24 protein-coding genes are annotated in these 23,887 nt (G+C 61.0%); 1 reads left to right on the forward strand and 23 read right to left on the reverse strand.

All coding sequences use genetic code 11. The features are described from left to right. Positions 1-11 precede the first annotated feature (11 nt). Positions 12-2,141, reverse strand: coding sequence for a flagellar biosynthesis protein FlhA (flhA, locus tag NN484_RS19005; protein WP_098967853.1), 2,130 nt, complete (start codon positions 2,139-2,141; stop codon positions 12-14). 520 nt (positions 2,142-2,661) lie between these two features. Here flhA and NN484_RS19010 point away from each other — a divergent pair. Further along, on the forward strand, positions 2,662-3,021 hold the full coding sequence (locus NN484_RS19010; protein WP_274657658.1) for a DUF6124 family protein: 360 nt from the start codon (positions 2,662-2,664) through the stop codon (positions 3,019-3,021). A gap of 213 nt (positions 3,022-3,234) precedes the next feature. On the opposite strand, the gene NN484_RS19015 is transcribed toward NN484_RS19010, so the two are convergent. From NN484_RS19015 to NN484_RS19120, 22 genes are all read right to left on the reverse strand, one after another. After that, positions 3,235-3,906: a hypothetical protein gene (locus NN484_RS19015; protein ID WP_274657659.1), complete on the reverse strand. Its 672-nt coding sequence runs from the start codon at positions 3,904-3,906 to the stop codon at positions 3,235-3,237. Positions 3,907-4,018: 112 nt separating this feature from the next. After that, positions 4,019-5,158: a flagellar biosynthesis protein FlhB gene (flhB, locus tag NN484_RS19020; protein ID WP_274657660.1), complete on the reverse strand. Its 1,140-nt coding sequence runs from the start codon at positions 5,156-5,158 to the stop codon at positions 4,019-4,021. Between the two features lie 3 nt (positions 5,159-5,161). After that, the gene (gene fliR, locus NN484_RS19025) at positions 5,162-5,947 is read right to left on the reverse strand and encodes a flagellar biosynthetic protein FliR (protein WP_215501669.1); all 786 of its coding nucleotides are present in this window, start codon (positions 5,945-5,947) and stop codon (positions 5,162-5,164) included. Between the two features lie 3 nt (positions 5,948-5,950). Continuing rightward, positions 5,951-6,220, reverse strand: coding sequence for a flagellar biosynthesis protein FliQ (fliQ, locus tag NN484_RS19030; RefSeq protein WP_003222897.1), 270 nt, complete (start codon positions 6,218-6,220; stop codon positions 5,951-5,953). After that, positions 6,217-6,975 (reverse strand): flagellar type III secretion system pore protein FliP, encoded by a 759-nt coding sequence (fliP, locus tag NN484_RS19035; RefSeq protein ID WP_003222895.1) that lies wholly within the window; start codon positions 6,973-6,975, stop codon positions 6,217-6,219. The genes fliQ and fliP overlap by 4 nt, the downstream gene beginning before the upstream one ends. After that, positions 6,975-7,433, reverse strand: coding sequence for a flagellar biosynthetic protein FliO (gene fliO, locus NN484_RS19040; RefSeq protein WP_274657661.1), 459 nt, complete (start codon positions 7,431-7,433; stop codon positions 6,975-6,977). The genes fliP and fliO overlap by 1 nt, the downstream gene beginning before the upstream one ends. Beyond that, positions 7,434-7,892 (reverse strand): flagellar motor switch protein FliN, encoded by a 459-nt coding sequence (gene fliN, locus NN484_RS19045; protein ID WP_003222891.1) that lies wholly within the window; start codon positions 7,890-7,892, stop codon positions 7,434-7,436. Positions 7,893-7,948: 56 nt separating this feature from the next. Further along, positions 7,949-8,917 carry a flagellar motor switch protein FliM gene (fliM, locus tag NN484_RS19050; RefSeq protein WP_003222890.1) on the reverse strand — a complete coding sequence of 323 codons (969 nt, stop codon included), beginning with the start codon at positions 8,915-8,917 and terminating at the stop codon, positions 7,949-7,951. Between the two features lie 9 nt (positions 8,918-8,926). Then, complete coding sequence (gene fliL / locus NN484_RS19055) at positions 8,927-9,430, reverse strand: flagellar basal body-associated protein FliL (RefSeq protein ID WP_127651605.1); 504 nt, start codon at positions 9,428-9,430, stop codon at positions 8,927-8,929. 206 nt (positions 9,431-9,636) lie between these two features. After that, positions 9,637-11,025: a flagellar hook-length control protein FliK gene (locus NN484_RS19060; RefSeq protein WP_274657662.1), complete on the reverse strand. Its 1,389-nt coding sequence runs from the start codon at positions 11,023-11,025 to the stop codon at positions 9,637-9,639. Positions 11,026-11,131: 106 nt separating this feature from the next. Next, positions 11,132-11,479: an Hpt domain-containing protein gene (locus NN484_RS19065; protein WP_127651607.1), complete on the reverse strand. Its 348-nt coding sequence runs from the start codon at positions 11,477-11,479 to the stop codon at positions 11,132-11,134. 30 nt (positions 11,480-11,509) lie between these two features. Then, positions 11,510-13,213 carry an ATP-binding SpoIIE family protein phosphatase gene (locus NN484_RS19070; RefSeq protein WP_274657663.1) on the reverse strand — a complete coding sequence of 568 codons (1,704 nt, stop codon included), beginning with the start codon at positions 13,211-13,213 and terminating at the stop codon, positions 11,510-11,512. Positions 13,214-13,218: 5 nt separating this feature from the next. Further along, positions 13,219-13,524, reverse strand: coding sequence for an STAS domain-containing protein (locus tag NN484_RS19075; RefSeq protein ID WP_127651609.1), 306 nt, complete (start codon positions 13,522-13,524; stop codon positions 13,219-13,221). A 158-nt stretch (positions 13,525-13,682) separates the two neighbouring features. After that, positions 13,683-14,132, reverse strand: coding sequence for a flagellar export protein FliJ (fliJ, locus tag NN484_RS19080; RefSeq protein WP_003222878.1), 450 nt, complete (start codon positions 14,130-14,132; stop codon positions 13,683-13,685). 6 nt (positions 14,133-14,138) lie between these two features. After that, entirely contained in the window at positions 14,139-15,497 is a 1,359-nt protein-coding gene (fliI, locus tag NN484_RS19085) for a flagellar protein export ATPase FliI (RefSeq protein WP_127651611.1), read from the reverse strand. Continuing rightward, the gene (gene fliH / locus NN484_RS19090) at positions 15,487-16,293 is read right to left on the reverse strand and encodes a flagellar assembly protein FliH (RefSeq protein ID WP_127651612.1); all 807 of its coding nucleotides are present in this window, start codon (positions 16,291-16,293) and stop codon (positions 15,487-15,489) included. Before fliH ends, fliI begins: the two co-directional genes overlap by 11 nt. Positions 16,294-16,297: 4 nt before the next feature. Further along, positions 16,298-17,317, reverse strand: a complete 1,020-nt coding sequence (gene fliG, locus NN484_RS19095; RefSeq protein ID WP_007920042.1) for a flagellar motor switch protein FliG — start codon at positions 17,315-17,317, stop codon at positions 16,298-16,300. Continuing rightward, the gene (gene fliF, locus NN484_RS19100) at positions 17,310-19,097 is read right to left on the reverse strand and encodes a flagellar basal-body MS-ring/collar protein FliF (RefSeq protein WP_127651613.1); all 1,788 of its coding nucleotides are present in this window, start codon (positions 19,095-19,097) and stop codon (positions 17,310-17,312) included. Before fliF ends, fliG begins: the two co-directional genes overlap by 8 nt. Positions 19,098-19,112: 15 nt before the next feature. Next, a complete protein-coding gene (gene fliE, locus NN484_RS19105) occupies positions 19,113-19,442 on the reverse strand; it encodes a flagellar hook-basal body complex protein FliE (protein ID WP_003222869.1) in 330 nt (109 codons plus the stop codon). Between the two features lie 126 nt (positions 19,443-19,568). Continuing rightward, the gene (locus tag NN484_RS19110) at positions 19,569-20,960 is read right to left on the reverse strand and encodes a sigma-54-dependent transcriptional regulator (protein ID WP_215501707.1); all 1,392 of its coding nucleotides are present in this window, start codon (positions 20,958-20,960) and stop codon (positions 19,569-19,571) included. A 5-nt stretch (positions 20,961-20,965) separates the two neighbouring features. After that, a complete protein-coding gene (locus tag NN484_RS19115) occupies positions 20,966-22,159 on the reverse strand; it encodes a sensor histidine kinase (protein ID WP_215501706.1) in 1,194 nt (397 codons plus the stop codon). 125 nt (positions 22,160-22,284) lie between these two features. Then, positions 22,285-23,760, reverse strand: a complete 1,476-nt coding sequence (locus tag NN484_RS19120) for a sigma-54 dependent transcriptional regulator (RefSeq protein ID WP_215501665.1) — start codon at positions 23,758-23,760, stop codon at positions 22,285-22,287. Positions 23,761-23,887: the final 127 nt, after the last annotated feature.

Below are 23,887 nucleotides of genomic sequence, written 5' to 3' on the forward strand. Positions count from 1 at the left end.
AAACCACTACCTCAGCCGTTGGGCCCTACTGTCGCAACGATGGTCACTTGCTTGTTGTCCGGAATTTCCTGGTAGGCCAGCACATGCAGCCCTGGGACTGCGAGGCGGCCGAAACGCGAGAGCATCGCGCGTATCGGGCCTGCTACCAACAGGATCACCGGTTGACCTTGCATCTCCTGGCGCTGCGCCGCTTCGATGAGCGAACGCTGCAGCTTCTCGGCCATGCTTGGCTCCAGCAGAACGCCCTCTTCCGAGCCTTGTCCTGCCTTCTGCAGACTATTGAGCAATATTTGTTCCAACCTTGGTTCCAGGGTGATCACAGGCAGCTCGGAGTCAGTGCCTACAATGCTTTGGACGATGGCACGGGATACGCCGACGCGCACCGCAGCCACCAAGGCGGCGGTATCTTGACTCTTGGCGGCGTTGTTGGCGATAGCCTCGGCAATGCTGCGGATGTCGCGCACCGGTACGTGTTCGGCCAGCAGCGCCTGCAGCACTTTGAGCAACTGCGACAGCGAAACCACGCCCGGCACCAGCTCTTCAGCCAGTTTCGGCGAGCTTTTGGCCAGCAATTGCATGAGTTGCTGCACTTCTTCGTGGCCGATCAGCTCGCTGGAGTGCTTGTACAGAATCTGGTTCAAGTGGGTCGCGACCACGGTGCTGGCATCGACCACGGTGTAACCAAGCGACTGGGCCTGGGCGCGCTGGCTGACTTCGATCCACACCGCCTCCAGACCGAAAGCCGGATCTTTGGCGGTAATGCCGTTGAGCGTGCCATAGACCTGCCCCGGGTTGATCGCCAGTTCGCGATCCGGGTAGATCTCGGCTTCGGCCAGAATCACGCCCATCAGGGTCAGGCGATAGGCGCTCGGCGCCAGATCGAGGTTGTCGCGGATGTGCACGGTCGGCATCAGGAAGCCCAGATCCTGCGAGAGCTTCTTGCGCACGCCCTTGATCCGCGCGAGCAGCTGCCCGCCCTGATTGCGATCCACCAGCGGGATCAGGCGATAGCCGACTTCCAGGCCGATCATGTCGATCGGGGTCACATCATCCCAGCCCAGCTCCTTGGTTTCCATGGCGCGGGCCGGCGACGGCAGCAGTTCCTGCTGACGCTGAACCTCTTGCAGTGCCTGAACCTTGGCGACGTTCTGTTTTTTCCAGAACAGGTACGCGCCTCCGGCAGCCAGCGCCGCCATGCTCAGAAACGAGAAGTGCGGCATGCCCGGCACCAGGCCCATGACCGCCATCAAACCAGCGGCCACCGCCAATGCTTTTGGCGAAGCGAACATCTGCCGGTTGATCTGCTTGCCCATGTCTTCCGAACCGGAAGCACGGGTCACCATGATCGCCGCCGCTGTCGATAACAACAGTGATGGCAATTGCGCCACCAAACCGTCACCGATGGTCAGCAAGGCGTACACCTTGCCCGCGTCGGCGAAGGTCATGTTGTGCTGGAAGATACCGACGGCCATACCGCCGATGAGGTTGATGAACAGAATCAGCAGGCCGGCAATGGCATCACCACGCACGAACTTGCTGGCACCGTCCATCGAACCGTAGAACTCGGCTTCCTGAGCGACTTCGGAACGCCGGGCCTTGGCCTGGTTCTGATCGATCAGGCCGGCGTTGAGGTCGGCGTCGATCGCCATTTGTTTGCCGGGCATCGCGTCGAGGGTGAAGCGCGCGCTCACCTCGGAAATCCGCCCGGCACCCTTGGTCACCACGACGAAGTTGATGATCATCAGAATCGCGAAGACCACGATACCGACCACGTAGTTACCGCCGATCACCACCTCACCGAAGGCCTGGATCACCTTACCGGCAGCGGCGTGGCCGTCCTGACCGTGGAGCATCACCACCCGCGTCGACGCCACGTTCAACGCCAGCCGCAGCAGCGTCGCCACCAGCAGGATCGTCGGGAACACCGCAAAATCCAGCGGTCGCAGTGCGTACACGCAGACCAGCAATACGACAATCGACAGGGCGATGTTGAAAGTGAAGAACACGTCCAGCAGGAACGGCGGCACCGGCAACATCATCATCGCCAGCATGACCAGCAGCAACAACGGCACGCCCAGATTGCCTCGACTGAGGTCGGCAACATTCGAGCGAGCAGTGTTGAATAACTGAGAGCGATCCACCGGTTTTCCCCGTTCCTTTAAAGCAAACTTTTGACGCCCAGAGCGGGCTCACGGCGGCTACTGCAAGAAGCCTTCCAACTTTTACGCAGACAAAAAAGATCGCAGCCTGCGGCAGCTCCTACACCGATCCCTGTAGGAGCTGCCGAAGGCTGCGATCTTTTGGTTTTGCGTAATTAAGGAATCGCGGCGTCTTTAAACTTCAGTGTTTAAAAAACACCTCAAGACACGTCTTGCGGGCTACACATCCTTGCGCCATTGCCTACAGCTACGCCAGAATCCGCCGGCTTGTGCGCCATGGGGTCGGGTTCTATTGTGGATCGGTCGCTGACGAATCAGCGATCGGGTCTCGCAGCCCGTCGATCTCTGGACGCACAACACTCGCTTTTTTATGGCGGCTGTACGTGGGAGACCTTTGGGTCTGCCGGTTCTAGAGTCCCGGTCTGCGACCCGCGTATAGCTGCCACCCTCCTTTCGTATCGCAGCGAAATGTGGCGGCTCCGTCGACTCTAGGAGCTTCACCTTGATCAAACCAACGCCAAACCCGCCCGAAACCGACGCCACCTCCCCCTACGAATCCCTCGATTCAAAAAAGCTCCACGATGCCGCCGACCGTGCGCTCGACCATTACCTCTGCCCGCCCGGATCCACTCCACCGCCGCGTAGAACCCGCAGGATGTATGCCGTTACCGCCGACTTCAAAAACGAGGAGCTATTGGCCAACGCCTGCGAAACACTTGCTTCAGCCAGAACCATCGCCGATGACTTCGCCCACCTCATACCCGCATCACAGCGCAGGACGCTGCTGGGTATCGCGCAATTGATCATGCTCGGGGAGCTGGCGGTGAATCGAGTGTTGGATAATCTGGAGTTGCCAGGCTGACACTGGCGCGGTGAAAACCCGCTGAGTTTTTCGTAGTCAATTCTTGCCGCTTTGCGAGCAGGGATCGGGAGTGTTCCGGAGGTTGCCGGTTTGAGTTCGCCCCCCATTCTCGCGGGTTAGAAAGATCAAAAGATCGCAGCCGGCAGCAGCGACTTCATCACTCGGCGCAGGCGCCGCCGAAGGCTGCGATCTTTTTGCTTGAAACACGGCCAACTACGCCGTCAGCACCTGCTTGGCGACGATGTCGCCAAATAGCAGCTGATTGCCGTGAATGTATCGAGTCCCCCGATACAGTTGCTCGCCATCCACCTCAACCAGGTCTTCATCCATGTACATGAACACGACCTTGGTGGCCGGCGCGGCGATATCTCCAGGAAATTTTTCGTGATTTTCCAGCAGGTTGAGCGCCCAGCGAAATTGCATGAGCGGCAGGTGACTGATTTCGATCTGCTCCGTTCCGCCCGGCAACCGGAAATCCCGCCGCGCCGTGATGCGCAACGTGTTCCCTTGCACTTCGAATACTGGTTTTACGTAGCGCACATCGAGAGCAGCGCCTTCAGCCCATTGATCCATGTAGTAATTGGGCGGCGTGAAGAGTTTGAACAGCGCCGCGTTGTCGTGAATGTTGCCAGCGGCATCAAACAGGTAGTTGTAGGAGTAGTGGTAAGCAAGACCATCCAGTTCTGGCCGAATGGCATTGACCGGACTGTTCAAAAAGTCCGGAGAGTGAACGTTTGTCATATGCACAAAGTGGGTGAAGTCCAGATCCATGTCGAAGGTCACGCTGTAACCGAGGGCCCGCTCCGACTCATTCTTCTGCAACCGTCCTGAAACAAAATCCAGAGCCATGCCTTCGAGTTTTCGATAGCTACGTTCTTCTTGCATCACCGTGCCTCCCTGAGAGCGGATATGCCCGCCCCTCATGTCACCGCGTTCGACGATTGACGTCTACTGACAGAACTGACAGGTAAACAAGCATTTCAGATGAACGGCCCCATCAAGAATCGCGGCGCAAATCCGGCGGGATCGGCAGATCATCCTTGAGCGGATCCGGACGCTTGCCCTTGCCGGCGCGGTACTGGCGGATCTGGTAGACGTAGGCCAGTACCTGGGCGACGGCCAGATACAGGCCGCCGGGGATTTCCTGCTCCAGTTCGGTGGAGTAATAGATCGAACGCGCCAGCCCCGGCGATTCGAGGAGCATGACGTTGTTGGCGACAGCGATTTCGCGGATCTTCAGCGCCAGGAAGTCGCTGCCCTTGGCCAGCAGCACCGGCGCCCCGCCCTTCTCCGCGTCGTACTTGAGCGCGACGGCGTAGTGGGTCGGGTTGGTGATGACCACGTCGGCGTCGGGAATCGCCGCCATCATCCGCCGCTGCGACATCTCGCGTTGAGTCTGGCGGATGCGTTGCTTGACCTCTGGCCGGCCCTCCTGATCCTTGTGCTCGTCGCGCACTTCCTGCTTGGTCATCAGCAGTTTCTTGTGGCTTTCCCAGAGCTGCACCGGCACATCGACGGCAGCGATGATGATCAGGCCGCAGGCCAGCCACAGCGAACTCCAGCCGACCAATGTCACGCTGTGAATGATCGCCTGCTCAAGCGGCTCGTGGGCAATGCGCAGGAAGTCATCGATGTCTGCCGACAACACCATCAGCGCTACAAACAGCGTGATAAGAAACTTGGCCAGCGCCTTGACCAACTCGATCACCGCCTTCATCGAGAACATGCGTTTGAGGCCGGCGCCCGGGTTCATCCGGCTGAATTTCGGCGCCATGGAGCCCGCCGCGAACAGCCAGCCACCAAGGGAAATCGGCCCGATCAGAGCGGCCAGCAGCAGGGTGATCATGACCGGCTGAATCGCCACCAGCGCGATCTTGCCCGACACCAGCAGGAAGGTGCCCATGGATTTCTCGTCCATGATCACCTCCCGCGACAGCGAGAAGTTCAGCCGCATCAGGTCCATCAGTTCCTGCGCCAGCATGCCGCCGAATATCAGCAAGCCACCGGCACCGGCAAGCATCACCGCCAGAGTGTTGAGCTCTTTGGAACGGGCAATCTCACCCTTCTCACGGGAGTCCTTTTTGCGTTTCTCCGTGGGGTCTTCTGTTTTGTCCTGACCGCTTTCGCTCTCAGCCATGCCTCAGCGCGCCCGTGCCAGTTCGCGTAGCAACTGCAAGGCCTCGGAGGCCAGCGGTTGATACTGATTGAGAATGTCCGCCAGACCGACCCAGACGATGAACAGACCAAGGACCAGGGTCAGCGGAAAACCGATGGAGAAGATGTTCAGTTGTGGCGCAGCGCGGGTCATCACGCCGAACGCGATGTTGACCACCAGCAGCGCGGTAACCGCCGGCAACACCAGCAACAGCGCCGCCCCCAGCACCCAGCCGAGTTTGCCGGCCAGCTCCCAATACTGCGCCGTCATCAACCCGCCACCGACCGGCAGCGTGGTGAAGCTCTCGGTGAGCACTTCGAAGACCACCAAGTGGCCGTTCATCGACAGGAACAGCAAGGTCACCAGCATGGTGAAGAACTGGCCGATCACCGCCACCGAGACACCGTTGGCCGGGTCGACCATCGAGGCGAAGCCCATGCCCATCTGAATCGCGACAATCTGCCCGGCCACGGCAAAGGCCTGGAAGAACAGTTGCAGGGAAAACCCCAGCACCGCACCGACCAGAATCTGCTCGGCGATCAGCAACAAGCCGCTGAGATCCAGCGGACTGACCGCCGGCATTGGCGGCAGGCCCGGGGCAATACACACGGTGATCGCCACGGCGAAATACAGGCGTATCCGGCGCGACACCAGCGTGGTGCCGAACACCGGCATGACCATCAGCATCGAGGCGACGCGAAACAGCGGCAACATGAACGAGGCCACCCAGCTACTGATCTGGGTGTCGGTCAGCTGAAGCAGCGATTGCATGGCTCAGCCGATGACCATCGGGATGTTTTTGTAGAGCTGGATGATGTACTCCATGAACGTCTGCACCAGCCACGGGCCGGCAACGATCAGGGTCACCAGCATCACCAGCAGACGCGGCAGGAAGCTCAGGGTCTGTTCGTTGATCTGTGTCGCGGCCTGGAACATCGCCACCAGCAGGCCGACCAACAGGCTCGGCACCACGAGGATGGCGACCATCATCGTGGTCAGCCACAACGCTTCACGAAAGATATCGACCGCCACTTCCGGCGTCATGGCGAAACACCCCCGAAGCTACTGGCCAGAGTGCCGATGATCAGCGCCCAGCCATCCACCAGCACGAACAGCATGATCTTGAACGGCAACGAAATGATCAGCGGCGACAGCATCATCATACCCATCGCCATCAGCACGCTGGCCACGACCAGGTCGATGATCAGGAATGGAATGAAGATCATGAAGCCGATCTGGAACGCCGTCTTGAGCTCGGAGGTGACGAACGCCGGCACCAGAATAGTCAGCGGCGCCTGATCCGGGGTAGCGATGTCGGTGCGCTTGGACAGGCGCATGAACAGCTCCAGATCACTGGTGCGCGTCTGGGCGAGCATGAAGTCCTTGATCGGCACTTGCGCCTTCTCCACCGCTTGCTGCGCAGTGAGTTTTTCCGCGAGGTAGGGCTGCAGCGCATCGTTGTTCACCCGATCGAACACCGGCGCCATGATGAACATGGTCAGGAACAGCGCCATGCCGGTGAGGATCTGGTTCGACGGCGTCTGCTGCAGGCCCAGGGCCTGACGCAGGATCGAGAAGACGATGATGATCCGGGTGAAACTGGTCATCAGAATCACGGCCGCCGGAATGAAGCTCAGGGCGGTCATGATCAGCAGGATCTGCAGACTGACCGAATACTCCTGCGCGCCGTCGGCGTTGGTGCCCAGCGTGATCGCCGGGATCGACAACGGATCGGCGGCGAACGCCAGCGGCGCGGCCAGCATCAGGGCCAGCGTCAAGACGATGCGTAGCGCACCCATTACTTCTTATCCTTCTGATCCTTGCCGAGAATCTTCAGCAGATGCTGGGCAAATTCCGGGGTCGCTTTTTCGCTGGTGCTCGGCACCTGCACCGGCTCCTTGAGCACATGCAGCGCAGTGATGGTGCCGGGGCTGAGGCCGAGCAGAATCTGCTCGTTGCCGACCTGCACCAGCATCAACCGGTCACGAGGGCCGAGCGCGCGCGAACCGATCAGCTCAATCACCTGGCCCTTGCCCGCCGGCCCCGCCTGCTGCACCCGGCGCAACAGCCAGGCGAGGAAGAAGATCAAGCCCAGCACCAGCAACAACCCGAATACCAGTTGCGTCAGTTGCCCGGCCACACCACTGCCGATCGCCGGCGCAGCAGTCGCAGCAGTCGCAGCGGCAGACGTAGCGGCCGGTTCAGCGGCCAGCACACTCAGTGGCAGCGCCAGCAATGCCCAGAGAAACCGTTTCACTCAGCGCAGCTTCTTGATGCGTTCGCTTGGGCTGATCACGTCGGTCAGGCGGATGCCGAACTTCTCGTTGACCACCACCACTTCGCCGTGCGCAATCAGCGTGCCGTTGACCAGCACGTCCAGCGGCTCACCGGCCAGACGATCCAGCTCGATCACCGAGCCCTGGTTCAGTTGCAGCAGGTTGCGAATGTTGATGTCGGTGCTGCCCACTTCCATCGAAATCGATACCGGAATGTCGAGGATCACGTCCAGGTTCGGACCGTCCAGGGTCACCGGATCGTTGTTCTTCGGCACACTGCCGAACTCTTCCATCGGCAGACGGTTGGAGCTTGCGGCGCCAGCGTCGGCGGCCAGCAGCGCATCGATGTCGGCCTGGCTGCCATCACCGGTCTCTTCCAGGGCCGCAGCCCATTCGTCGGCCAGTGCCTGATCGTCCTGGGCGTTCATTTCGTCGTTCATCATTTGTCCTCGGCGGGCAACAATTCAGTTAAATGCGTGGGGGTGAGAGCGCCGCTTCAGCGACGCTCGATCGGCTCGATCACTTGCAACGCGAGGTTGCCTTTGTGCGAGCCCATCTTGACCTTGAAGGCCGGTACGCCGTTGGCGCGCATGATCATGTCTTCTGGCATCTCGACCGGGATCACATCCCCCGGCTGCATGTGCAGGATGTCGCGCAGCTTCAACTGGCGGCGGGCCACGGTGGCACCGATTGGCACGTCGACATCGAGCACGTCCTGACGCAGGGCATTGACCCAGCGCTCGTCCTGATCGTCGAGGTCCGACTGGAAACCGGCGTCGAGCATTTCGCGCACCGGCTCGATCATCGAGTACGGCATGGTCACGTGCAGGTCACCGCCACCGCCATCGAGTTCGATGTGGAAGGTGGAGACCACAATCGCTTCGCTCGGGCCGACGATGTTGGCCATGGCCGGGTTAACTTCCGAGTTGATGTACTCGAAGTTGACTTCCATGATCGCCTGCCAGGCTTCCTTCAAATCGACGAAGGCCTGCTCCAGCACCATGCGCACCACACGCAACTCGGTCGGGGTGAATTCACGCCCTTCGATCTTGGCGTGACGGCCGTCGCCGCCGAAGAAGTTGTCCACCAGTTTGAACACCAGTTTGGCGTCGAGGATGAACAGCGCGGTGCCGCGCAACGGCTTGATCTTGACCAGGTTGAGGCTGGTCGGCACGTACAGCGAGTGCACGTATTCGCCGAACTTCATCACCTGCACGCCACCGACGGCAACGTCCGCCGAGCGGCGCAGCATGTTGAACATGCTGATGCGGGTGTAACGGGCAAAACGCTCGTTGATCATTTCCAGAGTCGGCATGCGTCCGCGGACGATGCGATCCTGGCTGGTCAGGTCGTAGCTTTTGACACTGCCGGGTTCGGCAGCGTTATCGGTCTGTACCAGACCATCGTCGACGCCATGCAACAGCGCGTCGATTTCATCCTGGGACAGCAGATCCTGCACGGCCATGTCGTGTTCCTACTGCAGTACGAAATTAGTGAAAAGCAACTGTTCGATCACCACTTTGCCCAGCTCTTTCTGCGCCACTTCCTGGACGCTGGCTGTGGCCTTCTGGCGCAACATCTCTTGGCCGACCGGAGTCGCCAGTGTGGCGAAGTCCTGACCGGAGAAGAGCATCACCAGGTTGTTGCGGATCACCGGCATGTGCACTTTGAGCGCCTCCAGATCGGCCTGGTTACGCGCCAGCATGGTGATGCTCACCTGCATGTAGCGCTGACGGCCGTTCTGGTTGTAGTTGGCGACAAACGCCGGCGCCATCGGCTCGAAAATCGCCGGCTGCTTGCCGACCGGCGCGCTCTCGGCCGCTGCGGCAGGCTTGCTCTGAGCACTGTGCATGAAGTACCAGGTCGCGCCCACGGACACACCGATCGCCAGCAGCAGAGCCACCACGATCAGGATGATCATCTTGAGTTTGCCTTTGGTCGCGGGGTCTTTTACAGCTGCTGCTTCGCTCTTCGCCATGCCAATAATCCGTCACTAATCGGGTTTTCACAGTCGCACGGCAAGGCAAGAGCAAGTGTTATGCCAGAAGTGTCGGAGGAAGGACCTGCAAGAAATCGCCGAGAGCCAAAAGCAAAAGATCGCAGCCTTCGGCAGCTCCTGCATTGGAAGGTGTACACCCTGTAGGAGCTGCCGAAGGCTGCGATCTTTTAGTGTCGCCGCAATCGTCAGGCGTAATAGTCGACCGCGCTGCTGCCGATCACGCTGGTCGCTTGAGCAGCAGCTTCAGCAACAGCCGCTGGCGCCAATTCTTCATCGGCCGAATCCAGACGCCCGCCAGCGGCACTGGTGCGACCGCTATGGCCCTGCTGCGCCTGCTCTTGGCCCTGCTGACCTTGCCAGCCACGGCTCTGGTCGGAGACGTTGACGTCGACCTGGCCCATGCCCTGCTGAGTGAACATGTCGCGCAGACGATGCATCTGGCCGTCGAGGGCTTCACGCACACTTGGATGCGCGCTCATGAACGTCACTTGGGTCTGCTGGTCCGGGACCATGTTCACCCGGATATCCAGACGCCCGAGCTCCGCCGGCTGCAATTGAATATCCGCGGCCTTCAGGTTCGCGCTCGACAGGTACATGACGCGGTTGACGATCTCTTCGGTCCAGCCGCTCTGGTGCATGGCGATCGGTTGATTCACCGGCACTGCATTCGCGGTCTTCGGGGTGGCCGCCTGGGTCAGCGCCGCCAGACGGTTGGCGAAATCATCAACCCGGGTGTCGCTGGTGGCGGACTTGAGATCTTTCAGGCCATCGTCGATCAGGCCGCTGAAGGCTTTCTCGCCATTCTGGCTGGTGCTGTCCTTGTCGGCCTGCACGTCGAGCATGCTGGCCATGCCGGCGGCAAAGGTCTGCGCCGAAGTCAATTCACCGTCGGCCTGAGTCTGGGCTGGCGCGGCTTTAGGCTGGGACTGGCTGGCGGCGGAAATATGCCCGCCCTGCTCCATTGCCATGCGCACCGCTGGCAGCGAGTCGAGAGGATCGGCCGCGGGGTCGAAATCACTGTCGGTGGATGCCGCCGGGTCTTTGACCACCGCCGACGCCATGGTAGCGGCCACAACCGGTGTGTCGATTTTGGCCGGCGTTGGCGCAGGTGTTTCAGCGACCGGGGCTGGCACCACGGGCGTCGTCACCAGCGGTTGTACGGTTTGCGCCAGGGCCGGATCCAGCGTCGGATCAACCGGCGTGGTGTCAGCCACTGGAGTCTGCGTTGTGTCCGCGGCAGCTTCATCGCTGGCGGCCTGATCATTGGATGCGGTCGAGGCTGTCTTGTCGGCAGGCAAAGCATTGCCGCTATCGGCAACGGTCGGTTGTGCGGCGGCAGACTGCGACTTGCCGACATCCTTTTTATCGCTGCTATCGGCGACCTTGTCGCCTGCCGACTTCGTTGCGGTGTCAGTGCTGGCGAGGGTCTTTTTCGGGCCTTGATCGGCAAACACCTGAGCGAAGCTTGAGGCCTTGTCCCCAGCATCTGCGGCCACTGCCGAGGTTTTGGCAGCCGCGGCTTGCGCCTTGGCCTGGGCGGCAGATTGAAGAAGAACATTGGGGGTCGCAGGCATGACACGGTCTCCGCTGCACTGGAATCGTAGGTACAGTTGAAGGGGATTATTGCAAGTGTCGGGCCAGATTTGTCCGGCGCCTGAGAAAAGCGCCGGACGGCAGGATTTAATGAGTCAGTGCGTGCTGGCGTTCGTCTTCGTAGACCGGACGCACTTCGGCAAATTCGCTACCGATATCGGCCACCAGTTTGACGATTTCCGCCGGACTACTGTTTTTGGCGCCTGCCTCAAGCTCCTGACAGAGCTTCGCCAGTCGAACAGCGCCCATGTTGCTGGCGCTACCCTTGAAGCTATGCGCAACCCCGGACAACTGCTCGGCATCGGCGGTCTCTTGCAACTGATGCAAGCGACTTTCGGAATCTGCCAGAAAGGTATCCAGAAGCTCCGGATAGCCCTCCTCCATCACTTCGCGCAGTACGCTCAGCGCCTCGCGATCAATATGTGTATCAGCCACTTGTTCACTCCTTGATCAAGAATTCGTGAATTATGCCTTAACCTCCCAGAAAAACTCCACGCAAGCACTGCGACCTTCGTCCGACCAACTGGCGTTATGCCCCAATTGCCGGACCAAACTGACGCCACGCCCCGACAGACGGACACCATCAAGCGGTCGCCCCATCACCCGCGCCACGTCAAAACCCTTGCCGCTGTCCTCGACGCGGATGACCAGACAGCCACCCGCCCCTTGCGGCCGCACCTGCAGATGCACGCGCACGTAACCGTCCTGCAACGCCTCCAGCCGCTCGTTGCGCTGTTCGTAGTAGCGGGCGAATCCCGCTGCATCGCGCTTGAGACTGGAATCCAGGCCCAGCACCCCGTGCTCCAGCGCGTTGGAGTACAGCTCGGCAAGCACGCTGTAGATCGCGCCGCTCTGGCTGCGCAACCCATGCACTTCCAGCAACAATTGCAGGAGGTAAGGCAAGGGATTGAAGCGCTTGAGTGTGGCGCCGCGAAACTCGAAGCTCACCGACCAGTCCAGCGGACACGATTGGCCGCTGTCGGAATAGACCGGCGCCGACGGCACCACCTGCGCGGCCTCCAGCAGGCTGATCTCGACCATGCTCACATCGTCACGGGGCTCGCCGCGAAATTCGTGCAAGGCCTGCTCGATCTCGGCAAACAGGTTGTCCGGCTCATGGTTGGCGGCAAACAGTTGCTGCAAACGCTCGACACCGAACAACCGGTCATCGGCGTCAGTGGTGTCGATCACCCCGTCCGACAGCAGGAACACCCGGTCACCCACGGCCAGGGTCTGCACTTGCGTGCGGTCATCAAACGCTTGCGGGCTGAGCACTCCCAGCGGCAAATGCCGCGCCGGCAGCGGTACGCGCTCGCCCGTGGCAATCCGGTGCAGATAACCGTCGGGCATGCCGCCGTTCCATACCTCCACCGAACGGCGCTGAAAACTCAGGCAGAGCATGGTCGCGCAGCAGAACATGTCCACTGGCAGGATGCGCTTGAGCTTGGCGTTCATCTCGCGCAGGGTCTCGGCCAGGCCGTAGCCCTTGGCGGTCATGCCGTAGAACACTTCGGCCAGCGGCATCGCGCCCACCGCCGCCGGCAAGCCGTGACCGGTAAAATCGCCGAGCAGCACATGCATGTCGCCGGCCGGGGTGTATGCCGCCAGCAGCAGATCACCGTTGAACAAAGCATAGGGCGATTGCAGGTAACGAATGTTCGGCGCACTGAGGCAACCCGAGTGCGCGACCTTGTCGAACACCGCTTTGGCCACGCGCTGTTCGTTGAGCAGGTAATCGTGATGTCTGGCGATCAGGTCGCGCTGTTGCAGCACCGTGGCCTGCAGACGGCGCAAGCGATCCATTGCCTTGATTTTGGCGGCGAGGATCACCTGGTTGTAGGGCTTCGCCAGAAAGTCGTCACCACCGGCCTCAAGGCAGCGAGCCAGCGCTTCGCTTTCGGTCAGCGAGGTCAGGAAGATGATCGGCACCAGGGTTTCCCCCGCCAGCGCCTTGATCTGCCGCGCCGCTTCGAAGCCGTCCATCACCGGCATCATCGCGTCCATCAGCACCAGATGCGGCGGCTGACGCAGGAACACCTCCAGCGCTTCGGCGCCATTGGCCGCCGTCAGCACCTCATGCCCCTGCCGGCGGACGATGGTCGACAACAGCAGCCGATCGGCGGCGCTGTCTTCGGCGATCAGGATCGTCAGCGGCTCTTGCGCCTGCATGGCCGTCAACTGATGTCGAAGAGCTTGTCGAAGTTGGAGATGGCGAGGATCTTGCGCACGTCGGAGTTGCTGTTGACCACCCGCACGTCCGAATTGTCACCGCCGGCGTGATCGCGCAGCAGGAGCAACATGCCCAGCGCGGAGCTGTCGAGATAGGTGGCGTCTTTCAGGTCGACCACGATGGAGTCGGGCGTCGGTTTAAGCTGCTCATAGGACTCGCGAAACTCCTGATGGCGACCAAAATCGAACCGCCCCTTGACCGAAATCGTCAGCTTTTGACCATCCGGAGAGACTTCTGTAACGACTGACATTGACTGGCTTCCTTGTCATTGACGAACGTGTACAAGGTTTAGCACTTGCACAGGGTTGCAGCAAGGTTAGAAGCCAGATCAAGAGATCGCAGCCTTCGGCAGCTCCTACACCGATCCCCTGTAGGAGCTGCCGAAGGCTGCGATCTCTTGATCTTGTTTTAGAACGGATTCTGCCGCGGTAAACGCTGCGACAGTTCATCAAGCAGCTTCTGTTCGCGCTTGTCTTCGAGGCGTTGCGCCTCTTCGCGATAGCGCTGCACCAGCTTGCGCAGGCCCTCGACCTTGGCGAACGCCTGTTGCCAGGCGTCCCGCGCCTTGATCAGGTTGTTCTGGTGCCAGACCAGACTCTGGCGCTGCTGGTCGATGGCCGTGTCCAGCTGCGCCAGAAAACCGTGATAACCCAGCAGCCATTGCCCGGAAACCCCGTCGCTGCCACGCACGATCCACTGTTCCTGATAATCCAGACGAAAGGCGTCGAGGTCGGCGAGTTTGCTTTCGGCGACTTTGACCTGGCCCTGGAAGTAACCCAAACGCTGCACGGCAGTTTTTTCGGCCTGCTCGGCCATTTCCACCACTGGCGCCAGGCGTGCGGCGCGACTCACGGCCATGGCCGGTTACCCGCCTGCCGCAGGCGCGAACAGGGTTTCCAGATAAGCCTGGCTTTCGCCCATGTTGATCTTGTCGTTCAGCCCCTGGCGCTGGTAGCGGGTCAGTTGCGGCTGCAGCGAGATCGCCAGATCGGTCTCGCGATCGCCACCGGCCACATAGGCACCGACGCTGATCAGATCGCGGCTCTGCTGATAGCGCGACCACAGTTGCTTGAAGTACTGCGCACGCTGCATGTGCTCCGCCGAAACCACGGCCGGCATCACCCGGCTGATCGAGGCTTCGATATCGATGGCCGGATAATGACCTTCCTCGGCCAGACGCCGGGACAACACGATGTGGCCGTCGAGCACGCCCCGTGCCGAGTCGGCAATCGGATCCTGCTGGTCATCACCCTCGGACAACACGGTGTAGAACGCGGTGATCGAACCCCCGCCCTTCTCCGCATTACCGGCGCGCTCCACCAGTTTCGGCAGCTTGGCGAACACCGACGGCGGGTAACCCTTGGTCGCTGGCGGCTCGCCAATGGCCAGGGCGATTTCCCGCTGAGCCTGGGCAAAACGGGTCAGCGAATCCATGAGCAACAGGACGTTCTTGCCCTTGTCGCGGAAATACTCGGCAATCCGCGTGCAGTACATGGCCGCGCGCAAACGCATCAACGGCGCATCGTCCGCCGGCGAGGCCACCACCACCGAACGCTTGAGGCCTTCTTCACCGAGAATGTGCTCGATGAACTCTTTAACTTCACGACCCCGCTCACCGATCAGGCCGACGACGATGATGTCGGCCTCGGTGAAGCGAGTCATCATGCCCAGCAGCACCGATTTACCGACACCGGTACCGGCGAACAGGCCCAGACGCTGACCGCGCCCGACCGTGAGCAGGCCGTTGATGCAACGGATGCCCACGTCCAGCGGGACGTGGATCGGGTCGCGGTTGAGCGGGTTGATCGTCGGGCCGTCCATCGGCACCCAGTCTTCGGCTTTCATCCCGCCCTTGCCGTCCAGCGCACGTCCGGCGCCGTCGAGCACGCGACCGAGCATGCTCATGCCCATCGGCAGCCGACCGGTTTCGGCCAGTGGCACCACGCGGGCGCCCGGGGCGATGCCGGCGACGCTGCCGACCGGCATCAGAAATACTTTGCTGCCGGAAAAACCCATGACTTCCGCTTCCACCTGGGACGGGTGATAGCTGTCGTCGTTGATCACCAGGCAGCGCGTGCCCATGGCGGCGCGCAGGCCTTCGGCTTCGAGGGTCAGGCCGACCATGCGCAGCAGGCGGCCTTCGAGAATCGGCGCACCGGCAATCTCGACGGCCTCGGCATAACTGCTCAGACGCTTGGCGAAGCTGGTGCGTTCAAGGCGCATCGGGGGCGTCCGCGAGCGGCTCGTCAGGGGTGGCGGCGGATTTCGGTTCTTGCGGCAAGTCCAGACTCAGATCCGGCGCGGCCGGGTGCAAAACCTGTTCGTGCAACTGGTCGAACAGCTTGTCCATGACCTGAGTGATGCGGGTTTCAATGCTCGCGTCGATGCGGCTGTGCGCGGTTTCAACCCGGCAACCACCGGGCATCAGCGATTCATCCTCGACGATCCGCCAGGATTCCTCGTGACGCTCGCGCAGGGCCTTGGCCTGCTCGAAGTCCTGCGGATTGACGTACAGACGCACGTTGTCCACACCCAGCGGCAACAGCTTGATGGCGTCACGCATGACGTGTTCGATCTGGCTGGAATCGATGGCCAGTTCGCGCTTGATCACCTGTTTGGTGATGTGCTGCACGAGGTCGACCAGCGACTTTTCGATCTGTGTGTCCTGCTCGGCAATCGGCTCGAACAAGTGCGTCATCAGTTGCTCGAGGCTGGCCAGTTTTGCCGCCAGCGCGACTTCGGCTTCCTGACGCACCTTGAGCGTAGCGCTGTGAAAACCTTCTTTCTCGCCGATGCCAAAGCCCTCGTTGTAAGCCTCCTGACGGATGCTTTCGAGTTCTTCCAGGGTCAGTGGCTGGACTTCCTCCAGCGGCACTTCTTCCATTTCCGGCGGTTCGGGCTCCGGTTCCGGCTCGGGTTCCGGTTTCGGCGGATCGAAGCTGGGCAGTGCCCAGGACTCGAAACCACGGACATCCCGGGCGCGGATCAGATCCGTCACTGACTCGTCATGCTTGTCCATGGGCTTAGATCATTTCCTCGCCACCCTTGCCACCGAGCACGATTTCGCCGGCTTCGGCCATGCGACGGGCAATGGTGAGGATTTCTTTCTGCGCGGTTTCCACGTCGCTGACGCGCACCGGGCCCTTGGCCTCGAGGTCGTCGCGCAACAGTTCGGCCGCACGCTTGGACATGTTCTTGAAGATCTTCTCCTTGACGCCTTCGTCCGAACCCTTGAGGGCCAGTACCAGCACGTCGGAGGACACTTCGCGCAACAGCGCCTGGATGCCGCGGTCGTCGACATCGGCGAGGTTGTTGAACACAAACATGAGGTCTTCGATCTGACCGGACAGGTCTTCGTCGACTTCGCGGATCGAATCCATGAGCTGGCCTTCGATCGAGCTGTCGAGGAAGTTCATGATGTCCGCCGCGCGCTTGATGCCACCCAGGGTGGTGCGCGAGGCATTCGAGTTGCCGGAGAACTGCTTCTCGAGAATCTGGTTGAGTTCTTTCAGTGCGGCTGGCTGCACGGTGTTCAACGACGAGACGCGCAGGATGATGTCCAAACGCACCTTGTGGTCGAAGTTGCCGAGCACTTCACCGGCCTGATCCGGGTCGAGGTACGCGACCACGATTGCCTGGATCTGCGGGTGTTCGTAACGGATCACGTCGGCAACGGCACGTGGCTCCATCCACTTCAGGCTGTCGAGGCCGCTGGTGTTGCCACCGAGCAGGATGCGGTCGATCAGGCCGTTGGCCTTGTCTTCGCCCAGGGCCTGGGTGAGCATTTTGCGCACGTAGTCGTCGGAGCCGACGCCAAGGCTGGTCTGGTCGCCGACGATATCGACGAACTCGCTCATGACCTGCTCGACCTGCTCGCGATGGACGTTGCCCATCTGGGCCATGGCCACACCGACACGCTGAACCTCTTTGGGGCCCATGTGGCGCAGCACTTGCGCGGCATCGGTCGAACCCAGGGACAGCAGCAGAATCGCGGCTTTGTCGACCTTGTTCAGTTTGACGGTTGCGGCTCGGTTATCACTCATCTGCGTTAATCCACTCTTTCACGACCTGAGCCACGCGACCCGGATCTTCGGCCACCAAGCTCTTGATTGCATTCAGCTGTGCGTCATAACCCTCGCTCGGGCTAGGCAACAGAATGCTCTGCGGACCACCGAGGCTTACGCGATCGTTGGCCAGTTCGCCGTCCAGGCCGCCCATGCCACCGAGTTCCACGTCGCTGCCCAGACCGGCCAGCTCCTTGCCTTTGCCGCCACCGGTGATGTTGTTCAACACCGGACGCAGCACACCAAACACCAGCACCAGGATGAACAACACACCCAGCACTTGTTTGACGATGTCCCAGAACCATGGCTGGGAGTAGAACGGAATATCGGCGACCACTTCACCGCGCTCGGCGGAGAACGGCATGTTGATCACGCTGACGCTGTCGCCACGGCTGGCGTCGAAGCCGACGGCGTCCTGCACCAGACGGGTGAAGCGCGCCAGTTCATCGGCACTCCACGGCGCACGGGTGGTTTCACCGTTGGCAGCATTGACCTTGACCTGATCGTCGACCACCACCGACACCGACAGACGATTCAGGCGACCCTGCTGCTGTTTGGTGTGGCTGATGGAACGGTCGAGTTCGAAGTTCTTGGTGGATTGTTGACGCTTGTCCGCCGGGTACGGCGCGAGCATTGGCTGGCCGGTGGCCGGGTCCATGATCTGCTGACCGTTGGCGTCCACCAGGGGCTGACCGGGCTGAATCATGCCGGCAGCAGCCTGCGCGCCACCCGTGGTTTGCGGTGCCGAAGCCGGCGCCGGCGGCTGGTTGCTCAGGGCACCCGGCACACCTTGCGGACCATTGCTGGCGGTGCGTTGTTCGTTGACCGACTGCTCGCTGCGCAACGCCGGTTGATCCGGGTTGAACTGCTCGGCGGTCGATTCGACGGCACTGAAATCGATGTCGGCCGAAACTTCAGCCTTGTAGCGATCATTGCCCAGTACCGGCTGCAGAATGTTGTGCACGCGCTGGGTGAGCATGCTTTCCATGCGGCGGCTGTAATCGAACTGCTTGCCGGCCATGGTCATTTCGGAGTTCTCCGCCTGATCGGAGAGCAGGTTGCCCTTCTGATCGACGACGGTGATCTGCGATTTGCTCAACTCAGGCACGGAGGTCGCCACCAGGTTGATGATCGCAACCACCTGCCCCGGCTCCAGCGAACGCCCGGAGTACAACTCGACCAGCACCGAGGCGCTTGGCTTGCGCTCATCACGCACGAACACCGAACTCTTCGGAATCGCCAGGTGCACGCGGGCGCCCTTGACGTTGTTCAGGCTGGAGATGGTGCGTGCCAGCTCGCCTTCCAGACCACGACGGTAGCGCGTCGCTTCCATGAACTGGCTGGTGCCCAGACCCTGTTCCTTGTCGAGGATTTCGAAACCGATGTTGCCATCGCTGGGAGTGACACCAGCGGCCGCGAGTTTCATCCGTGCACGGGACAGATCGTCGGCCTTGACCAGCAGGGCGCCGGAGTTCGGTTCAACGGTGTAGGGAATGTCGGCGGAGGCCAGAGTGTCCATGACCTGCTTGGCGTCCATGCCGGCAAGGCTGCCGTACAACGGACGGTAATCCGGCTGCTGCGACCACAGCACCACGGCAAAGCCAATCGCCACGCTCGCAGCCAGGCCGACCAACAGGCCCACCTGACGCAGCATGGTCATCTCGGAGAGGTTTTCCAGGAAGGACAGGCCGAACAGCGGCGGTTTGCCGTCTATCGGGGTGGCCTTGGCCGGAACGTTATCGGCGACTGCTTCTGCCATGACTCAATCTCGTCCTTAAACCGGCATCTGCATGATGTCTTGATAAGCCTGAACCAGTTTGTTGCGCACCTGGGTCAGAGCCTGGAACGACACGCTGGCTTTTTGCGAGGCAATCATCACGTCGGTCAGATCGACGCCGCTCTTGCCGATTTCAAATGCGTTGGCCAACTGAGTCGACGCCTGCTGGGTATCGCTGACTTTGTTGATGGCCTGACCGAGCATGTCGGAAAAGCTGCTGCCTGCCAGTTCCGGGACGGCGGCAGTCGATTTCGGCGTGGCCATGGCGTCCATTTTCATGGCCTTCATGTCCATCATCAACCGATTAAATTCAATACCTTGGCTCATGGTCTACTCTCTTGGGCGGCCCGCAATTTTTTGACACTCACTCGGCGGGTACACAGGTGTTAGCAACAAGGGTGCCAGCTCATGGGCAGCCTTTTCAGAAAAGCGTGTTCAAACGTCTGGCGCGGCTCAGGTGGCGAACAGATACCCTTCGACATCCATCCCGGCATCACGCATTTGCGCCAGTTTGTAGCGCAGGGTACGCGGGCTGATCCCGAGCTTTTGCGCGGCTTCTTTACGCCGGCCACGCTCGGTACGCAGGGTGTCGATAATCATCTGAAACTCCCGACGCCGCAGGTCATCGCCCAGCGCACCGGCGGATTCGGCCTCGACTTCGATCTCGCGCACCGACGGTAGAACCGGAGCAACGGCGGGCGCTGCGGTGTATGTCACCACGCCCGTCAGACAGAAATCCTGCGGCTGGATCAACCCGCCCTGCTGCAGAATCAGTGCACGTTGAATCGCGTTATCCAGCTCGCGCACATTGCCCGGCCACGGGTAACCAGTCAGACACGCCTGAGCCTCTGGCGAGAGTTTCGCCGCCGCATGCTTCATTTTATTGACGTGTTTGTTCAGCAACCGCTGCGCCAGCGGCAGGATATCGGCGGTGCGCTCGCGAAGTGGACGCCACGCCAGAGGGAAAACCGACAGCCGGTAGAAAAGGTCTTCACGGAAGCGCCCCGCCGCCACTTCGCCCGCCAGATCACGGTTGGTGGTAGCGACCACGCGGATGTCCAGAATGATCGGCTTGCGTGCGCCGACACGCTCGACTTCGCGCTCCTGCAGCACCCGCAGCAACTTGGCCTGCAGGCCCAGCGGCATCTCGGAAATTTCGTCGAGCAGAATGGTGCCGCCATCGGCCTGCTCGAACTTGCCGGCCTGCGCCGCGATGGCGCCGGTGAACGAGCCCTTCTCGTGACCGAACAACGTGGCTTCGAGCATGTTGTCGGGGATCGCCGCGCAGTTGATCGCGATGAACGGCTGACTGGCGCGATGGGAATGCTGGTGGATGTAGCGCGCCAGCACTTCCTTGCCGGTGCCGGACTCGCCGGAAATCAGTACCGTGGAATCGCTGCGTGCGACCCGCGCTGCCAGCTCCAGCAACTGCGCACTGGCGGGCTCGACCGCCACCGGGCCTTCACTGTCAGCAAGGCTGACACCCCCCAGGGCATGGCGCGAGACCAGATCCAGCAGCGCCTTCGGCTCGAACGGTTTGACCAGATAATCCGCCGCGCCCTGACGCATCGCATCCACCGCGCGCTCCACCGCGCCATGGGCGGTCATCAGCAGCACCGGCAATTGCGGCTGCCGCGCACGCAACAATCCAAGCAGTTGATGGCCATCCATGCCGGGCATGTTGACGTCGCTGACCACCAGACTGAACGCTTCGTGCTCGACCGCCTTCAACGCCTCTTCGGCGCTGCCGACCGCCTGGTAGTCGTGGCCCGCCAGCAACAGCGTATCGGCCAGCGCTTCGCGCAACGAGCGGTCATCCTCGACCAGCAACACCTTGATGCCCATGACGTTCACTCAGCTCCCTGAACAGCGGAAAACAACGGCAGGATCACCTGCGCGCACGTGCCGCGCCCGACTCGCGAACGCAGCTGCAACTCTCCCTGATGTGCCCGCGCCACTGCCTTGACCACGGTCAGGCCAAGTCCGGTGCCGGTGACTTTGGTGGTAAAAAACGGCTCGCCGAGACGCTCGAGCACCACCGGATCAATGCCGCTGCCGCTGTCGCTGACGCACAGGCGCAGGCTGTTGTCGCGGGTGTAGCAATGCACTTTCAGGCGCACGTTGCCGTCACTGGCCTGAATCGCGTTTTCAATCAGATTCAAGATCGCCCCGACCAGGGTGTCGCGATTGCACAGCAACTCGCCGGCATGACTGTCGCACTGCCAGCGGATGGGCAGGTCCTGCACATGGGTCAACGCGGCGGCTTGCAGCGACTGCATCAGGGCACTGGGGGTGATGCGATCGGTCAGTGGCAGTTCGCCACGGGCGAACACCAGCATGTCGCGCACCTGATGCTCCAGTTCATGCAGGCGCTCCTTGAGGCGCCCGGCAAAGCGCTGCTGGGTGGCGACCGGCAGAGCCTGCTCAGTCAAATGACTGGCGTAGAGCAAGGCGGCGGACAACGGCGTGCGGATCTGATGGGCCAGCGAGGCAACCATGCGCCCCAGCGAAGACAGACGCTCGTGGCGCGCCAGTTGATCTTGCAGATGACGGGTTTCTGTCAGGTCGTTGAGCAACACCAACTGCCCCGGCTCGGCGTCCAGCGAGCGGGTGGCAATCGACAGGCGCCGACCGTTCTTCAGGGAAATTTCGTGGCCGTCGTCTTCACGCGGGGCAAAGCAACGGGCGATGACATGGCGCCACAACTCGCCTTCGAGTGGCAGACCGAGCAATTCGATCGCCGCCGGGTTGGCTTCATGGACGATGCCGTGACCGTCAATCACGATGACGCCACCGGGCAACAGGTCCAGAAGGTTTTGCAAACGGTTGGCCAGACGCTCCTTCTCGGCCAGCTCCTGCATGCGCTGGGCACTGACCACCGCCAGTTCGCCCTTGAGCTCGGTGACCCGGGCTTCAAGCATGCTGTAGGAGTCGGTCAACTGGCTGGACATCTGATTGAACAACGCGAACGCGTGCTCAAGACCCTGACGGCTCGCCTGCTCGATGGACGCTGGTTGCCCCTCGGCATTGGAGGCAGAAGACATCTGGGCGTGGGGCATTGTGTTCTCTCGCTTGGCTGACCGTCAGTTAAACGGAACGTTGCGAGGGATGTAGCAATACCCGTGCCTAAAAAAAACTGCTTATAAATGAAGAGGTTGAAAAACAGGCGTCAATCATCCGCCTGTTCGTCTCCTTCGCGCCGGCTCATGCCGTACTTGCGCATCTTTTCCACCAGCGTGGTGCGACGGATACGCAGGCGTTCGGCGGCACGCGCCACAATGCCATTGGCATCGTCCAGCGCCTGCTGAATCAGGCCCTGCTCCAGACCACCGAGATAGTCCTTCAGGTCCAGGCCTTCGGGCGGCAGCATGGCGTTGGCGGTGAAGTCCGGCGTATGACCATTGATCGCCACACGCTCTTCGAGATCACTGCGCAGGTTGTCGACCATCTGCTCGTCTTCGTCGTCGACGTAGCGGAATTTCTTCGGCAACTCGACCACGCCGATCACCCCGTACGGGTGCATGATCGCCATGCGCTCCACCAGGTTGGCCAGTTCGCGGACGTTGCCCGGCCAGCCGTGACGGCACAGCGACATGATCGCCGCCGAGTTGAAACGGATAGAGCCGCGCTTTTCGTGCTCCATGCGCGAGATCAGTTCATTCATCAGCAGCGGAATATCTTCGACACGCTCACGCAGCGGTGCCATCTCGATCGGGAACACGTTCAGGCGATAGTAGAGGTCTTCGCGGAAGGTGCCGATCTCGATCATGCTTTCGAGATTCTTGTGGGTCGCGGCAATGATGCGCACGTCGACGCTCTGGGTCTTGTTGCTGCCCACGCGCTCGAAGGTGCGCTCCTGCAACACGCGCAGCAGCTTGACCTGCATCGGCAGTGGCATGTCGCCGATTTCGTCGAGGAACAGCGTACCGCCGTTGGCCAGTTCGAACCGTCCGGCACGGCTGGTGATCGCGCCAGTGAAGGCACCCTTCTCGTGACCGAACAGCTCGCTTTCCAGCAGCTCCGCCGGGATCGCTCCGCAATTGACAGGAACGAATGGCGCATCGCGACGCTTGGAGTGGTAATGCAGGTTGCGCGCAACCACCTCCTTACCGGTACCGGACTCGCCGAGGATCAACACACTGGCGTCGGTGTCGGCTACCTGCTGCATCATCTGCCGAACGTGCTGAATCGCCCGGCTGGTGCCGACAAGACTGCGGAACAGATTGGGTTCGCGATGACGGCCGCGCTCGCGGGCCTGGTCGTACATCTCGCGATAGACCTGGGCACGGTGCAGGGAATCGAGCAATTTGCTGTAGCTGGGCGGCATTTCGAGGGTCGAAAGCACTCGACGACGCTGGTCTTCAGGCAAGTCAACGGAAGAATTATCGCCCATCAACAAAACCGGAAGGAACTCATCCCAGGTTGAGAGTGTCTTTAACAAGCCCAAAAGTGCACCCGGAGCATTGACCGTCCCGATTAGTACACAAATGACTTCACGACTTGATGACAAAGAGCCGACAGCCTGCTGCCAGTCATGGCTGCCGCAGGGTAAATTTTCTTCGCCGAGAAAATTTAAAATCACCGCCAGGTCGCGGCGGCGGACGCTATCGTCATCGATCAGCAGAATTTTGGTTTCACGCCACATGCAATAGCAACTTCCCTAGTCAACTCAATGCCCGAAAAATGGGGCAAGCGAGACGCTTGCAGGACACCTTGTGCCTGTAGACGCCTGAAATCTGAAAACAGCCACTAGTTAAGTCAAAAAACCGTGC

It is taken from the genome of Pseudomonas serboccidentalis (assembly GCF_028830055.1).
GTDB lineage: Bacteria > Pseudomonadota > Gammaproteobacteria > Pseudomonadales > Pseudomonadaceae > Aquipseudomonas > Aquipseudomonas serboccidentalis.